The 15,185-nt window shown below is 68.6% G+C and carries 16 protein-coding genes and 1 rRNA gene; 12 read left to right on the top strand and 5 right to left on the bottom strand.

Annotation, left to right across the window (positions count from 1 at the left end):
* Positions 1–9: 9 nt before the first annotated feature.
* Positions 10–975 carry a YafY family protein gene (locus DL991_RS41680; protein ID WP_125789863.1) on the bottom strand — a complete coding sequence of 322 codons (966 nt, stop codon included), beginning with the start codon at positions 973–975 and terminating at the stop codon, positions 10–12.
* Positions 976–1,065: 90 nt separating this feature from the next.
* Between DL991_RS41680 and argC the strand changes: the two genes are divergently transcribed.
* From argC to argH, 8 genes are read left to right on the top strand one after another with little or no spacing between them, the layout of a single operon-like run.
* Positions 1,066–2,094: an N-acetyl-gamma-glutamyl-phosphate reductase gene (gene argC / locus DL991_RS41675; RefSeq protein WP_125789862.1), complete on the top strand. Its 1,029-nt coding sequence runs from the start codon at positions 1,066–1,068 to the stop codon at positions 2,092–2,094.
* Positions 2,091–3,251: a bifunctional glutamate N-acetyltransferase/amino-acid acetyltransferase ArgJ gene (gene argJ / locus DL991_RS41670; RefSeq protein ID WP_125789861.1), complete on the top strand. Its 1,161-nt coding sequence runs from the start codon at positions 2,091–2,093 to the stop codon at positions 3,249–3,251. The genes argC and argJ overlap by 4 nt, the downstream gene beginning before the upstream one ends.
* Positions 3,248–4,168, top strand: a complete 921-nt coding sequence (argB, locus tag DL991_RS41665; RefSeq protein WP_125789860.1) for an acetylglutamate kinase — start codon at positions 3,248–3,250, stop codon at positions 4,166–4,168. Before argJ ends, argB begins: the two co-directional genes overlap by 4 nt.
* Complete coding sequence (locus DL991_RS41660; RefSeq protein ID WP_125789859.1) at positions 4,165–5,358, top strand: acetylornithine transaminase; 1,194 nt, start codon at positions 4,165–4,167, stop codon at positions 5,356–5,358. Before argB ends, DL991_RS41660 begins: the two co-directional genes overlap by 4 nt.
* Before the next feature lie 16 nt (positions 5,359–5,374).
* Positions 5,375–6,304 carry an ornithine carbamoyltransferase gene (gene argF / locus DL991_RS41655; protein WP_125789858.1) on the top strand — a complete coding sequence of 310 codons (930 nt, stop codon included), beginning with the start codon at positions 5,375–5,377 and terminating at the stop codon, positions 6,302–6,304.
* The gene (locus DL991_RS41650; RefSeq protein ID WP_034321647.1) at positions 6,301–6,822 is read left to right on the top strand and encodes an arginine repressor; all 522 of its coding nucleotides are present in this window, start codon (positions 6,301–6,303) and stop codon (positions 6,820–6,822) included. Before argF ends, DL991_RS41650 begins: the two co-directional genes overlap by 4 nt.
* Positions 6,812–7,165 (top strand): argininosuccinate synthase domain-containing protein, encoded by a 354-nt coding sequence (locus DL991_RS41645; RefSeq protein WP_125789857.1) that lies wholly within the window; start codon positions 6,812–6,814, stop codon positions 7,163–7,165. Before DL991_RS41650 ends, DL991_RS41645 begins: the two co-directional genes overlap by 11 nt.
* A 26-nt stretch (positions 7,166–7,191) precedes the next feature.
* The gene (gene argH / locus DL991_RS41640; protein WP_125789856.1) at positions 7,192–8,607 is read left to right on the top strand and encodes an argininosuccinate lyase; all 1,416 of its coding nucleotides are present in this window, start codon (positions 7,192–7,194) and stop codon (positions 8,605–8,607) included.
* Positions 8,608–8,667: 60 nt separating this feature from the next.
* On the opposite strand, the gene DL991_RS41635 is transcribed toward argH, so the two are convergent.
* Complete coding sequence (locus DL991_RS41635; protein ID WP_125789855.1) at positions 8,668–9,363, bottom strand: TetR/AcrR family transcriptional regulator; 696 nt, start codon at positions 9,361–9,363, stop codon at positions 8,668–8,670.
* A gap of 34 nt (positions 9,364–9,397) precedes the next feature.
* Between DL991_RS41635 and DL991_RS41630 the strand changes: the two genes are divergently transcribed.
* Positions 9,398–10,774: a serine hydrolase gene (locus DL991_RS41630; RefSeq protein ID WP_125789854.1), complete on the top strand. Its 1,377-nt coding sequence runs from the start codon at positions 9,398–9,400 to the stop codon at positions 10,772–10,774.
* On the opposite strand, the gene DL991_RS41625 is transcribed toward DL991_RS41630, so the two are convergent.
* The 3 genes from DL991_RS41625 to DL991_RS41615 are packed head-to-tail and all read right to left on the bottom strand — an operon-like array spanning position 10,775 to position 12,653.
* Positions 10,775–11,410: a TetR/AcrR family transcriptional regulator gene (locus DL991_RS41625; RefSeq protein ID WP_125789853.1), complete on the bottom strand. Its 636-nt coding sequence runs from the start codon at positions 11,408–11,410 to the stop codon at positions 10,775–10,777.
* Positions 11,410–12,081 (bottom strand): DUF4166 domain-containing protein, encoded by a 672-nt coding sequence (locus DL991_RS41620; protein ID WP_125789852.1) that lies wholly within the window; start codon positions 12,079–12,081, stop codon positions 11,410–11,412. Before DL991_RS41620 ends, DL991_RS41625 begins: the two co-directional genes overlap by 1 nt.
* Positions 12,078–12,653, bottom strand: a complete 576-nt coding sequence (locus DL991_RS41615) for an SRPBCC family protein (RefSeq protein WP_125789851.1) — start codon at positions 12,651–12,653, stop codon at positions 12,078–12,080. Before DL991_RS41615 ends, DL991_RS41620 begins: the two co-directional genes overlap by 4 nt.
* A gap of 114 nt (positions 12,654–12,767) precedes the next feature.
* Between DL991_RS41615 and DL991_RS41610 the strand changes: the two genes are divergently transcribed.
* The 3 genes from DL991_RS41610 to DL991_RS41600 all read left to right on the top strand — a co-directional run.
* Complete coding sequence (locus DL991_RS41610) at positions 12,768–13,403, top strand: DNA-3-methyladenine glycosylase (RefSeq protein ID WP_125789892.1); 636 nt, start codon at positions 12,768–12,770, stop codon at positions 13,401–13,403.
* A gap of 32 nt (positions 13,404–13,435) precedes the next feature.
* A complete protein-coding gene (gene tyrS, locus DL991_RS41605) occupies positions 13,436–14,710 on the top strand; it encodes a tyrosine--tRNA ligase (RefSeq protein ID WP_125789850.1) in 1,275 nt (424 codons plus the stop codon).
* A gap of 352 nt (positions 14,711–15,062) precedes the next feature.
* Positions 15,063–15,185: ribosomal RNA gene (locus DL991_RS41600) — 16S ribosomal RNA — on the top strand; the annotation flags it as partial.

Genomic DNA, 15,185 nt, shown 5'->3' with positions numbered 1-15,185 from the left:
CGGCCGCCGTCAGTCCACTGTGGACGCCGTGCCGCGATTCGCCCGCGCCGCCATTTCCCGGAGGTGGCCGACCAGTTCCGGTGGTTCGTGCACGGTGAATTCGCAGCCGAGCCCGAGGATCCGGAAAGCGAGCCAGTCCAGGGTGTCCGTGCCCGCGTGAAAAACGCAGGTCTCGTCGTCGATCGGTTCCAGCTCGCCGAAACTCTCGCCGATCGTGGAGGCGACCTGGCTGATCGGCGCGTGCAACGTCACGCGTGCGCTGTAGGTGGGAAGGAGGCTGTACATCCTGTCGGTGACGTAGGCCGCCACGTCTTCCGCGGGTGGTTGTCTCGGGGTCGCCCGGCCGCCGGTCGCCCGTGGTTCCGAGACGCGATCCGCGCGAAAGATCCGCCAGTCGTCCCGGTCGAGGTCGTAGCCGAGCAGGTACCAGCGGCGTCCGGCCGAGACGAGCCGGTGCGGTTCGACGTGCCGCCGGGATGCGGTCCCGTCGCCGGTGCGGTAGGTGAACCGGGTCCGCTCGGTGTTGGCGATCGCGCCGGCGAAGACGGTGAGGTGCTCCGGGTCCACCGCTGGGCCGGTGCCGGGCAGCGGCACGGTCGCGGCACCCAGCGCACCGACGCGATAACGGAGCCGCGAGGGCAGCACCTGCTCGAGTTTCGCGAGCGCCCGCACCGAAGACTCCTCGATACCCGAGATCGCCTGCCCGGCGGCGCCGCGGAGCCCGACCGCGATCGCGACGGCCTCTTCGTCGTCGAGCAGCAGCGGCGGCATCGCCGTGCCGGCGCCCAGCCGGTACCCGCCCTCGGAGCCTCGAGTCGCCTCGACGGGGTAACCGAGCTCACGCAGCCGGTCGATGTCGCGCCGGATGGTTCGCGGGCTGACCTCCAGTCGTTCCGCGAGCTCGCTGCCAGGCCACTCCCGCGGGGTTTGCAGGAGTGACAGCAGGGTGAGCAGCCGGGCGGGCGTGTCGGTCATGCGGTCAAGGATGCCCGTATGCGGGCCCGTATCGGGTGAGCCACACGACTTTGTTTGATTGAACTTGCATGGGAGTGCATAATCATGCGTATGACGGTGAAGATCGCGGTGGCCGGAGCCAGCGGGTACGCGGGCGGCGAACTCCTGCGCCTGCTGCTGACCCATCCCGAAATCCAGATCGGTGCGCTGACCGCGGCCAGCTCCGCGGGCACGCCGCTGATCCAGCACCAGCCGCACCTCGCGCCACTGGCGGACCGTGTCCTGCTGGAGACGACCCCCGAAACCCTGGCCGGGCACGACGTCGTCTTTCTCGCCCTGCCGCACGGCCACTCCGGCGCCATCGCCGCGCAGCTTGGCCCGGACGTCCTCGTGGTCGACCTCGGCGCGGACCACCGCCTGTCCGACGCGGCCGACTGGCAGCGCTGGTACGGCGGGGACCACGCCGGGCAGTGGCCGTACGGGCTGCCCGAGCTCCCCGGCGCCCGAGAGCGCTTGGCCGGGACCAAGCGCATCGCGGTCCCCGGCTGCTTCCCGACCGGTGGCTCGATCGCCCTCGCCCCGGCGCTCGCCGCGGGTCTGGTCGAGCCGGAGGTCAACGTCGTCGCCGTCACCGGGACCTCCGGCGCGGGCAAGAGCCTGAAGCCGAACCTGCTCGGTTCGGAGGTGATGGGTTCGGCCACCGCGTACGGCGTCGGCGGCGCCCACCGGCACACCCCCGAATTCGCGCAGAACCTCTCGGCGGTCTCGGGCGAGCGGGTCAAGGTCTCGTTCACCCCCGTGCTGGCCCCGATGCCGCGCGGGATCCTCACCACCGCCAGCGCGCCACTGAAGACCGATCTGGACGCCGACGGCGCCCGCGAGGTCTACGAAAAGGCGTACGCCACCGAGCCGTTCGTGCAGCTGCTGCCCACGGGCCAGTGGCCGTCTTCGGCATCGGTCGTCGGCTCGAACAACGTCCAGCTGCAGGTCACCGTCGACGCCGACACCCGGCGCCTGATCGTGGTCGCGGCCATCGACAACCTGACCAAGGGCACCGCGGGAGGTGCCGTCCAGTCGATGAACATCGCACTGGGCCTCCCGGAAACCACCGGACTACCGACCGTAGGAGTCGCTCCGTGACCGTCACCCAGCCGAAGGGATTCCGTGCCGCGGGCGTCGCCGCCGGGATCAAGGCCGAGGGCAAGCTCGACCTCGCGCTCGTCGTCAACGACGGGCCGCTGCAGGTCGCGGCCGGCGTGTTCACGCGCAACGTGATCAAGGCCGCGCCCGTCCTGTGGTCGCAAGAGGTGCTCAAACAGCAGCGGCTCAAGGCCGTCGTCCTCAACTCTGGCGGCGCGAACGCCGCCACCGGGCCCGGCGGTTTCCAGGACACCCACCAGACCGCCGAGAAGGTCGCCGGGCTGTTCGAAGCCGGGGCGATCGAGGTCGCGGTCTGCTCGACCGGCCTGATCGGTGAGCGGCTGCCGATGGACGCGCTGCTTTCCGGCGTGGACACCGCCTTCGGGCGACTCTCCACCGGCGCCGAAGCCGGCCTCGATGCCGCCACCGCGGTCATGACCACCGACAGCAAGCCGAAGCAGGCGGCCGCGGGACACGAAAGCGGTTGGAGCGTCGGCGGGTTCGCGAAGGGCGCGGGAATGCTCGCCCCGAATCTCGCGACGATGCTCTCCGTCCTCACCACCGACGCGGTCGTCACGCCCGAGGCCCTGGACAAGGCTTTGCGCGCCGCCACCGGCGTGACCTTCGACCGGCTCGACGTCGACGGCGGGACGTCCACCAACGACACGGTGCTCGTCCTCGCGTCCGGCGCCAGCGGCGTCGAACCGACCGAGGCCGAACTGACCGAACTGCTCACCACGGTCAGCCTCGACCTCGTGCTGCAACTACGCGCGGACTCCGAAGGCGCCACCAAGTACGTCGACGTCACGGTCGCCGGCGCGGCGAGCGAGGCCGACGCCATCGCCGTCGGCCGGACGATCGCCGAGGACAACCTGGTCAAGACCGCGCTGTTCGGTTCGGACCCGAACTGGGGCCGCATCGCCATGGCGCTCGGCCGGGTACCCGCGAAGATCGACCCGGAGAAGGTCGCCATCGCGATCAACGGTGTCACCCTGTTCGCCGACGGCACTCCCGCAGCGGACCGCTCCGAGGCGGATCTCTCGGGGCGTGACATCCAGATCGTCGTCGACCTCGGCCTCAGCGAAGGCGGGGCGACGATCTACACGACCGACCTCTCGCACGCGTACGTCGAAGAGAACAGCGCGTACTCGTCATGAGCCCTTCCGAATCCACCGTCCCCGCGGACGAGCGGCTCGCGACGGCCGCCGAGAAGGCCGCGATCCTGATCGAAGCCCTGCCATGGCTACAGCGCTTCCACGGCGCGACCGTCGTGATCAAGTACGGCGGCAACGCCATGATCGACGAGAGCCTCAAACAGGCCTTCGCCGAGGACATGGTCTTCCTGCGCATGGCCGGGCTGCGCCCCGTGGTGGTGCACGGCGGCGGCCCGCAGATCACCGCGATGCTCAACCGGCTCGGCGTCGAAGGCGAGTTCAAGGGCGGTCTGCGGGTCACCACACCCGAGACGATGGACATCGTCCGCATGGTGCTGACCGGCCAGGTCAGCCGCGAACTGGTCGGCCTGATCAACGCGCACGGCCCGTACGCGGTCGGGATCTCCGGCGAGGACGCGCGGCTGTTCACCGCCGAGCGCAAACAGGCCACTGTGGACGGTGTGCCGGTCGACATCGGGCTCGTCGGCGAGGTTTCCGAGGTCAACCCGGACGCGGTGCTCGACATCGTCAACGCGGGCCGGATCCCGGTGGTGTCCACCGTGGCCCCGGACGTCGACGGCGTCGTGCACAACATCAACGCCGACACCGCCGCCGGCGCGCTGGCGGCCGCGCTCGGCGCGGAAAAGCTCGTCGTGCTCACCGACGTCGAAGGCCTCTACGCCAACTGGCCGGACCGCGGTTCGCTGGTCGACCGGATCCGCGTGGACCGCCTCGAAACCCTACTTCCAGGCCTCGCCAGCGGCATGATCCCGAAGATGGAGGCCTGCGTGCGCGCCATCCGCGGCGGCGTCCGCCGCGCGCACGTGATCGACGGCCGCATCGCCCATTCGGTACTGCTGGAGGTCTTCACCTCCCGCGGCATCGGTACCATGGTCTTCCCCGAAACGGAGCTTCCGTGACCACCCTCCAGTCCAATGTAGACGGCCAGGAGCACTGGGCGTCGTCCCTCATGGACAACTACGGCACCCCGGCGCTGACCCTGGTCCGCGGCGAGGGTGCGAAGGTCTGGGACGCCGACGGCAAGCCGTATGTCGACCTGCTTGGCGGGATCGCGGTCAACGCGCTGGGGCACGCCCATCCCGCCGTGGTCGCCGCGGTCACCGAACAGGTCGCGAAACTCGGGCACACCTCGAACCTCTACGTGAACCCGGTCGCCGTCGAATTGGCCGAGACCCTCCTGGACGTCGCGGGCCTGTCCGGCAACGCGAAGGTCCTGTTCGTCAACTCCGGCGCGGAGGCCAACGAAGCCGCGCTGAAGATCAGCAGGCTCACCGGGCGGACCAAGATCGTCGCCTGTGAGGGGGCCTTCCACGGCCGCACCATGGGCGCCTTGTCGCTGACCGGTCAGCCGTCGAAGCGGGACGCGTTCGCGCCGCTGGTCCCGGGCGTCACCCACGTTCCCTATGGTGACGTCGACGCGCTTCGCGCCGCGGTGGACACCGAAACCGCGGCGGTGTTCCTCGAGCCGATCCTCGGGGAGGCGGGTGTCGTCCCGGCGCCGGACGGCTATCTCCAGGCCGCGCGGGAGATCACCAAGGCGACCGGGACCCTGCTGGTCCTCGACGAGGTGCAGACCGGTATCGGCCGCACCGGCGCGTGGTTCGCCTTCCAGCACACCGGCATCGTCCCGGACGTCATCACACTGGCGAAGGGGCTCGGTGGCGGTCTGCCGATCGGCGCGGTCATCGGCGTCGGCGAAGCGGGGGAGCTGATGAAGCCGGGCCAGCACGGCACCACCTTCGGCGGCAACCCGATCTGCTGCGCCGCCGGGCTCGCCGTGCTCAAGACCATCGCCAAGGAGAACCTGAACGACCACGTTTCCGCTCTGGGCAAGGACATCGCCTCCCGCGTCGAGGAGCTCGGCCATCCGCTGGTGGCCGGGGTCCGCGGTGCCGGGCTGCTGCTCGGCATCGCGTTGCGCGAACCGGTCTCGGCCACGGTCGCCAAGGCCGCGCAGGACGCGGGGTACCTGGTCAACCCGATCGCCCCGGACACCATCCGGCTGGCACCGCCGCTGATCCTGAGCGCCGACGAGGCCGCGGGATTCCTCGAAGCCCTTCCCGGGGCGCTCGATTCCACCACCACCTAGGACAGAGACCAAACGCATGCTCCGCAACTTCCTCCGTGACGACGATCTCAGCCCCGCCGAACAGGCCGAGATCCTGGACCTCGCCGACCAGCTGAAAGCAGAGCCGCTGAGCTCGCGCGCGCTGGAGGGCAAGTCCGTCGCGGCGATCTTCGAGAAGAACTCCACCCGGACAAGGTTCTCCTTCGAGGTGGGTATCGCCCAGCTCGGCGGGAACCCGGTCATCGTCGACGGACGCTCCATGCAGCTCGGCCGCGAAGAGACCATCGAGGACACTTCGCGGGTGCTTTCGCGGTACCTGGACGCGATCGTCTGGCGGACCTTCGCCCAGAAGCGCATCGACGCGATGGCGTCGGCGGCGAGCATCCCGGTGATCAACGCGCTCACCGACGAGTTCCACCCTTGCCAGGTGCTCACCGATCTGATGACCATCCGCGAGCGCAAGGGCAAGCTCGCCGGGCTCACCCTGGTCTACCTCGGCGACGGCGCGAACAACATGGCGCATTCGCTGCTGCTGGGCGGAACCACGGCCGGGATGCACGTCCGGGTCGTCTCGCCGGAGGGCTTTCAGCCCGATCAGCAGGTCATGCTCGACGCCAAGCACCGATCGAGTGAAACCGGCGGCAGCACCACGGTCTTCACCGATCCGTACGCCGCCGTCGAAGGCGCGGACGTCGTCGTCACCGACACCTGGACCTCGATGGGTCAGGAGAACGACGGCCTCGACCGCGTCGGCCCGTTCCGGGAGCTGCAGGTCAACGCCGCGTTGATGCGCCGCGCCGCGGACGAGGCAATCGTGCTGCACTGCCTGCCCGCGCACCGCGGCTGGGAGATCACCGACGAGGTCATCGACGGACCGGCGAGCGCGGTCTGGGACGAGGCCGAGAACCGGCTGCACGCGCAGAAGGCCTTGCTGGTGTGGCTCATGGACGAGAAGCGGCGACGATGACCGGCAGCAGGGTCACCCGGCAGGCCCGGATCACCGAACTCGTGTCCACGATGGCCATCCGCAGCCAGACGGAGCTCGCGAAGCTCCTGGCGGCGGAAGGGATCGACGTCACCCAGGCGACGCTGTCGCGGGACCTCGACGAACTGGGGGCGGTGAAGCTCCGGGGTGCGGATTCCGGCGCGCCGGTGTATGTCATTCCGGAGGACGGCAGCCCGGTACGCGGGGTGCAGGGCGGCACGTCCCGGCTCTCGCGGTTGCTCGCCGAACTGCTCGTTTCGGCGGACTCGTCCGGGAACCTGACGGTGCTGCGCACTCCGCCGGGCGCGGCGCAGTTCCTGGCCAGCGCCATCGACAGGGCGGCGCTGGAGGAGGTCGTCGGTTCCATCGCAGGCGACGACACGGTCGCGGTGATCGCGAGGGAACCGTTGTCCGGCAAAGACCTGGCCGAGCGCTTCATGGCGCTGGCCCGACGGTCGTCCACAGTGGACGGCGGTGAGGAGACCGAAGGTGACGCCTGACGGGTTCGCCTTCCCGGATGATCCGGAGAAGCTGGTCATCACCTTCGACGAAGGTGTGCCGGTGGCCATCGACGGGGAGACCGTGACGCTGCTGGAGGCCTTCCAGCAGCTGAACCGACGTGTCGGCGCCTTCGGGCTCAGAGGACGCGAAATCTACGAGGGGCCCGGCGCGCTCGCGCTGGTCACCGCGCACGAGGAACTGCAAAAGGTCAGTTCCGAGCGGGTGTCCGGCGAGGTCCGCCTGGTCCTGCACCGCGGGAACGCGGTCGTGAACTCGGCGCGCGACGAGCGCGCGCTGTACGACTTCGGCACAGGCGCTACCTTCGACCGATCAGTCGCCTGAAGTAATCAAAGAATTCGAGGAGTGTCGTGAGCGGGAATGAGCAGCCGGTGCAGCTGTGGGGCGGCCGGTTCGCCAGCGGGCCGGCGGAGGCGATGGCGGCGCTGAGCGCGTCGACCCATTTCGACTGGCGGCTGGCGCCGTACGACATCGCCGGGTCGCGGGCCCACGCGCGAGTGCTGCGAAAGGCGGGGCTGCTCACCGATGACGAGCTGACCGGCATGCTCGCCGCGCTGGACACCCTGGCGCAGGACGTCGAGTCGGGTGCGTTCACCCCGACCGTCGCCGACGAGGACGTCCACACCGCGCTCGAACGCGGCCTGCTGGAGCGGGCGGGCACCGAACTCGGCGGCAAGCTGCGGGCGGGACGTTCGCGCAACGACCAGGTCGCGACGCTGTTCCGGATGTGGCTGCGCGACGCCGCCCGCCGGGTGGTCGCGGGCACCCTCGGGGTGGTGGACGCGCTCGTTTCGCAGGCGAAACGGCACCCGGACGCGATCCTCCCCGGCCGCACGCACCTGCAGCACGCCCAGCCTGTCCTGCTGGCGCACCACCTGCTCGCGCACGGTCAGTCGCTGCTGCGCGACGTCACCCGGCTGCGTGATTGGGACGCTCGCACCGCCGAGTCGCCCTATGGCTCCGGCGCGCTCGCGGGTTCCTCGCTGGGCCTCGACCCCGAGGCCGTCGCCGCGGAACTGGGCTTCGGCACCAGCGTCGAGAACTCCATCGACGGCACCGCCTCGCGGGACTTCGTCGCCGAGTTCGCCTTCGACGTCGCGATGCTCGCGGTCAACCTGTCCAGGATCGCCGAAGAGGTGATCATCTGGAACACCGCCGAATTCGGCTACGTCACCCTCGACGACGCCTGGGCGACCGGCAGTTCGATCATGCCGCAGAAGAAGAACCCGGACGTCGCCGAGCTGACCCGCGGCAAGGCCGGGCGGCTCATCGGCAACCTGACCGGTCTGCTCGCGACGCTCAAGGCGCAGCCGCTCGCGTACAACCGTGACCTGCAGGAGGACAAGGAGCCGGTCTTCGACTCCGTCGAGCAGCTGGAACTGCTGTTCCCGGCGATCGCGGGCATGCTCGAGACGCTGACCTTCCACACCGACCGGCTCGCCGAACTGGCGCCCGCCGGCTTCACCCTCGCCACGGACATCGCCGAATGGCTGGTGCGCCAGGGTGTTCCGTTCCGTGTCGCGCACGAAGCGGCGGGGGAAAGCGTCCGTGTCGCCGAAGCCCGCGGTGTCGGCCTGGACGAACTGACCGACGAAGAGTTCGAGAAGATCAACCCGGCCCTGACGTCCGCCGTCCGCGAAGTGCTGACCGTCGAGGGCTCGGTGAGTTCGCGCAATGCTCGTGGCGGTACCGCTCCAGAGCGCGTGGCCGAGCAGCGGGACCGGCTGGTCGCGCGGGTCGCCGAACACCGCGCCTGGCTGAGCTGAGCTCTCGCGTGAAGGCCCCCTTCCCTCGGCTGAGCCGAGGGAAGGGGGCCTTCACGCGCTTCAGGGAAGCCTCGTCGCCAGCCCGGCGAGGACGCAGGCGAGGCCGCGCTCGAAGTCGTCGTCGTTGGTCTCGCCCGGTTTCTGGTTTCGCTGTGCGGCGTAGAGCTTCTTCAGCCGCGGGTGGTCCCGCACCGCTTGCTCGGCCGCGGGCCACAGACGATCTTTCCATTCCTGCTCGCTCTGCCCACTGCGCTTGAGCGTCGTGAGCCATGCGGCTTCGCTGGTGGCTCTCCCGACGACGAACGCCATGACCGTGTTCCACGCCAGATCGGCGTCGTCCAACGAGAATCCGGCGTCTTCGAACAGAGCGAGCGCCGCTTCCGACAGCTTCAGGACGTTCGGCCCCAGATACGCCACCCCAGCCTCGCCGAGCAGCGAGCCGATCCAAGGATGGCGGAGGAAAACCGAACGCAGATCGTGCGCGAACGTCGTCGCGGCCGTTCGCCACGGGCCCGGCTCCGGGAGCGCGACCTCGCCGTAGACCTCGTCGACGACCAGTTCGGACAGCTCGTCCTTGCCTGCCACATGCGTGTACATCGATGCGGCGGCCACGTCGAGCCGGGTTCCGAGCTTCCGCATGCTCAGCGCGTCGATGCCTTCGGCGTCGAGAAGCTCGATCGCCGCGGAAACGATCTGCTCCCGGCTCAGCGATGGCTGCTCGCGCTTGCGTTTCGGGGGCCGCATCCACACCGACATCGCATTCCCCTCATTTCTCCGTACAGTGTTCAGTATGCCTAACAGTGTACGGACAACTCTCGACCATGACCACTGGCAGTCCCGCCTCGACGACCTGCGGGCCGAACACCGCGTACCGGGAGCGACCCTCGCGGTGCTGAAGGATGGCGAGATCCACGAGTTCGCGAGCGGGATCCTGCATCGGGGGACCGGAGTGGAGGCGACCACCGGCTCGGTCTTCCAGCTCGGCTCGATCGCGAAGGTCTACACGGCTTCGCTGGTGATGGGGCTCGCCGAGGACGGGCGGCTCGATCTCGACGCGCCGGTCATCGAGGTGCTCCCGGAGTTCGCGACGGTGGATCCGGAGGCGACGAAGACGATCACCGCCCGGCAGCTGCTCAGTCACACCGGCGGGCTCACCTGCGACTTCCTCGAAGACACCGGACGCGGCGACGACTGTCTCGCCAAGTACGTCGAAGCGGCGAGGGGAGTGGCGCTCGACTGCCCGCCGGGGACGGCCGCGTCCTACAGCAGCGTCGGGTACAACGTGCTCGGCCGGATCGTCGAGGTACTCACCGGTCTGACCTGGGACGACGCCCTGCGGGCGCGGATCGTCACCCCGCTCGGGCTCACCGAGACCATGACCCTGCCCGAAGAGGCCCTGCGCTTTCGTGTCGCGATGGGACACCTCGGGAAGGACCCGGAGCCGACCGCCGCCTGGGATCTCCTGCCGCGCTCCGCCGGACCGTACGGCCGCGTTCTGGCCACGGCCGGCGACGTGGTGCGCTTCGCGCGGATGCTGCTGGACGGCACCGCCGCCGACGGCGCTCGCGTGCTCGCGGAGGAGACGGTGACCGCGATGCGGCGGCGCGAGGTCGAGGTACCCGACAAATGGACGCTCGGCTCCGACGGCTGGGGCCTCGGCCTGTCGACCTACGACTGGAACGGTGTCGCGGGCTTCGGGCACAACGGGTCGTCGATCGGGCAGCGCTCGTACCTGCGGGTGGTCCCGGAGGCGGGGTTCGCCTTCGCTTTGCTCACGAATCACGGCACGACCGATCGGCTGTACACAGGACTGTCACGGGAACTGCTCGGTGAACTCGCCGGGGTCCGGGTGCCGGCCGATTTCGTTCCGCCGCCGTCGCCGCCTTCGGTGGACGTCGCGCCTTTCGCAGGTATCTATCGCCGTGAAGGCGTCATCATCACCGTCACCGAAAAGGACGGGAAGCTGCACTTCGTCTACGAATTCGCTGACGGCCTCGAAGGCATCGCCCCGCCGATCGAGGCGGAGCTGGTGCCGGTGGCGGAGAACGTCTTCGCCGGGATGAACTCGATGTTCGGTGACGACTGGATGCCGGTGCTGTTCACGAAACTGCCCGACGGCACCGCCTGCTGCTACACCAGCATGCGAGTGGCGCCGAAGATCGCGTAGCTACTTCTTCGCGGTCTTCCGGAGCTTCGCGCGCACCGCACGGGTCGCGACCGGGCCGAGTCCTTCGAGGACGTCGACCAGGACAGCCAGCTGTCCCAGCGCCGCCAATGCCTGCTCGGCACCTTCCGGATTGACCATGTCGAACAAGGTCAGGCCGAGGAAACCGGCGGAGACCGCGTGGGCGAGCCCCTCGGTCTCCGCCAGTTCGAGCACCGGTGAACCGGTCAGCACGCGGTCGAGCGCGCCTTGGACTTCGCGAACCCATTTGTCGAGTGCCTGCCGGGTCGCTTCGGCCAGCCGTCCACCTGCCTGGGCGCCGGCGAGCGTCTGGGCGAGGACCGCCATGTTCCCCTCGGCCCGTTCCTCCGCGTGGATGGTCCGGCCCAGTTCCAGAAGTTCGCCCAGCGTGCGTACTTCGGCGAACCGATCACGGTAATGGGAGACGCGGCTTTCGGTCGCCGTCACGCAGGCCTGCGCGAGCAACTCCTCGACACTGCCGAAGTGGTAGAAGATCAGGGCTTGATTGGTGCCGGCCGTCGCGGCGACGGTCCTCGCCGAAACCGCGGTGATGCCGCTGGTGCGGATCGTCTCCAGCGCGCCGTCGATCAACCGCTGTTTCGTGCTGGGCCCGTTCATCAGTCCAGGACTTTCTCACGCAACGGCTTCACCGCCCCGCTCACCCCCGCCCGCAGGTCGACGAACCGCGCCTCGAACGCGCCCCGGTAACCGAACAGCGGGCCGAACCGCCGGTTCGTCACCTGGATCTCGATCCGGAACAGGCCGTTCTCCTCGTCGAACCACTCGTCGACCTCGGCCGCTCCGACGACGGATCGCGGCACCACGCATCGAAGCGGGCCTTCGCAGAGCCGGAACTCCTCCGAACGGAGGTGGAAGCCGCCGTCCGGCCGCACCGTCAGCTCGAGATCGACGGCGATGTGCTGATGTGTTCCCAAGTAGTCGACGATCGTCCCGCGGTCGGCGCTGTAGATCATCTGCGCGTCGAACCGCCGCCGTCTCCCGGGGAGTTCGAAGGTACGGACGAACGAGACCGTCTCCCTGCCGAGGGAATCGACGTACGGGTAGTTCTCGATGGTGAAGGGGACGTTGCGGCCCCGTTCGGGGAACAGGATGTGCCTCGACGCGCCCAGCCGCAGGAACGGTGTGGTGAACGCGGCTCCGCGCCAGATCTCGTCCATCACGCCGACGCCGATCATCCCGACGCCGTTTTCCGTGCTCAGCGACAGTCGTTCACGCATGCGCGGATGCAGTGAAGCGAACTGCTCGCCCAGTGCCTCTCGGAAGATCATGCCTGCTCCAGGGTTTCGAGAACGCGAGGTGTGACGCCGTCCTTACCCGGCCGCGGGCTCCTTCGGCAGCGGCTCGCCGCGGGCGAGAGCAAGGGGAGTGCCTCCGGTGGTGCACCGGTTTCGAGCCACAGCCTGAGCCTGTCGAACGACCATGCCGTCATCCACCCGAAAAGCGGTCGGAACAGCAGATCGGCGAACCTGCCGAAGACACCCCACCGGGTGGTGTAGTCGAAGCCGGTGACGAAGCGGACGCCGTCGTCGGTCGGGGTGTAGCGCCAGTACCCCGAACCGGACCTGATGAGGGACAGCGGATCCGCGGAGGTGAACCGCAACGCCGACGTCCTCCCGCCGTCGGGCCGTTCGCTCTCCCCGGCGTGAATCCCGGTTCCGTTGATGACGAACCCCAGGAATCTCGTCGCGTAGTGGAACCGTCCCGGTGAATCCGCGACCGGCTCGATCCGCGCGAAGCGAAGATCCCACCGTTCGTGCAGATCCGGCTCCTGCGTATACCGCCACAGCGTTTCGAGGTCCGTGCGGATCACCGTTTCGACGTACAGCGCTCTTCGGCTCATCGAGCTTCCTCCCCAGTTTTGAGCGATCGCTCAACAACACTGTAGACCAGTATTGAGCGATCGCTCAATACCGAACCTGTCGGAGCCCGCGGTTAAGGTCGAGGCGTGCGGAACGTGGCGACCGGGAGACAGTTCACCCGGCGGGAGCTGGCGCTGGATCCGGTGGAGCTGTCCACGCTCCTGCTCGGGGCGGTGATCGAGTCGACCGGTCCCGACGGCACGGTCGCCGTCCGCCTGGTCGAGGTCGAGGCCTATCGCGGCCTCGACGATCCCGCGTCGCACTGCTATCGCGGCAAGACCCCGCGCAACGAGGTCATGTGGGGGCCGGCGGGGCATCTGTACGTCTACTTCGTCTACGGGATGCACTTCTGTGCCAATGTCGTCGGCACCGAAGACGGGCAGCCGGGCGCCGTGCTGCTGCGGGCCGGGGAAGTGGTGTCCGGTGCGGACATCGCCCGTGCGCGCAGGCCGTCCGCTCGGGGCAACGGCGAACTCGCCAAAGGCCCGGCCATCCTCACCTCGGTGCTCGGCATCGCCCGGCCGGAGAACGGCGTCGATCTGACCGACCCCGCGTCACCCGTCCGGCTGTTCACCGGTGACCGCGTCCCCGAAGCGGACATCCGCACCGGGCCGCGCGTCGGCGTCGCGATGGCGATGGACACGCCATGGCGGTTCTGGATCGACGGCTCCCCTGCGGTCTCCACCTATCGCCGGGGTGGCAAGCGACGGGCGGCGGCCCCCGGCCGATAGTCGGTTGACCTGGTGCGGGAGGATCTACAGGCGTGAGCGAGCACATCCTTGACGAGCTGACCTGGCGCGGCCTGATCGCGCAATCCACCGACACCGACGCACTGCGGCGAGACCTCGACCAAGGACCCCTCACGCTCTATTGCGGATTCGACCCGACCGCGCCGAGCCTGCACGCCGGCAACCTGGTCCCGCTGCTGATGCTCTCGCGCTTCCAGCGTGCCGGGCACCGGCCGATCGTGCTGGCGGGCGTCGCCACCGGGATGATCGGCGACCCACGCGACACCGGTGAGCGCGCCATGAACACGGTGGACACCGTGTCCGAGTGGGCCGACCGGATCCGCGGCCAGCTGGAACGGTTCGTCGACTTCGACGACTCGCCGACCGGCGCGGTCATCGAGAACAACATGAACTGGACCGCGAAGCAGAGCGTGGTCGAGTTCCTGCGCGACGTCGGCAAGCACTTCCCGGTCAACATGATGCTGAACCGGGAGACGGTGAAGCGCCGCCTCGAAGCCGACGGCATCTCCTACACCGAGTTCAGCTACCTGCTGCTGCAATCGCAGGACTACCTGCACCTGTACCGCGAGTACGGCTGCAAGCTGCAGATCGGCGGCTCCGACCAGTGGGGCAACCTCGTCGGCGGTGTCGACCTGATCCGCCGGACCGACGGCGGGCACACCCACGCGCTGACCGCGCCGCTGGTCACCGACTCCGAGGGACGCAAGTTCGGGAAGTCCACCGGCGGTGGCAGCGTCTGGCTCGACCCGGAGATGACCTCGCCGTACGCGTGGTTCCAGTACTTCCTGAACGTCGCCGACGCCGACGTCATCCGCTACCTGAAGATGTTCTCCTTCCTGGGGCAGGAGGAGATCGCGGTGCTGGCGGAGGACACCGAACAGCGCCCCCACCTGCGGTCCGCGCAGCGGAAGCTGGCGGAGGACTTCACGACCCTGGTGCATGGCGAAGCGGCGACCCGGCAGGTCATCGCCGCGAGCCAGGCACTGTTCGGCAGGGGAGAGCTGCGCGAGCTCGACTCGCCGACCCTCGACGCCGCCATGGCCGAGGTGCCCAACGGCAAGATCGACCCGAATGGCGAGTCGACGATCGTCGACCTGCTGATCGCCGCCGGGCTCGTCGACAGCAAGGGCGCCGCGCGTCGCACAGTCAAGGAAGGCGGCGCGTACGTCAACAACACGAAGATCGCCGACGAGGAGTGGAAGCCGTCCGCGGCCGACGCTCTGCACGGCCGCTGGCTCGTGGTCCGCAAGGGCAAGCGCAACGTCGCCGGCGTCCGCGTCGAGGGCTGATCGCGGCCCCGGCCCGGAACAGGGGCCTTGACCTGCGGAAACGCAGTTAAGGTACCCCCCTGTTTCGGGCCCCTGCGGGCCATGTAAAGTTCTCCAAGTCGCCAGGGAAACCGGGTGGCCGCGGGACACGAACCAAGCTCTCACTTCAGGGTGATTGAGTGGGTGTCTCACCAACAACTGCTAGGAATGACTGCTTCGGATAAGGCCGGGTTTTGCCTGGTGCGATCTGGGGTGTGTTGCTTGAGAACTCAACAGTGTGCTAGTGAACTAAGCCAGTAGAGCTTATGTATTTGAACCTCGTTTGAGGTTCCTTTGAGAGCAAGAAAATTTGCCTCGATTGAATTCGAAGACATTGTTGGAGAGTTTGATCCTGGCTCAGGACGAACGCTGGCGGCGTGCTTAACACATGCAAGTCGAACGATGAAGCCTTCGGGTGGATTAGTGGCGAACGGGTGAGTAACACGTGGGCAATCTG

The sequence above is a fragment of the Amycolatopsis sp. WAC 01375 genome, assembly GCF_003947325.1.
In the GTDB taxonomy this organism is placed as follows: Bacteria; Actinomycetota; Actinomycetes; order Mycobacteriales; family Pseudonocardiaceae; genus Amycolatopsis.
This window is presented reverse-complemented; position numbering and strand designations above follow the sequence as displayed.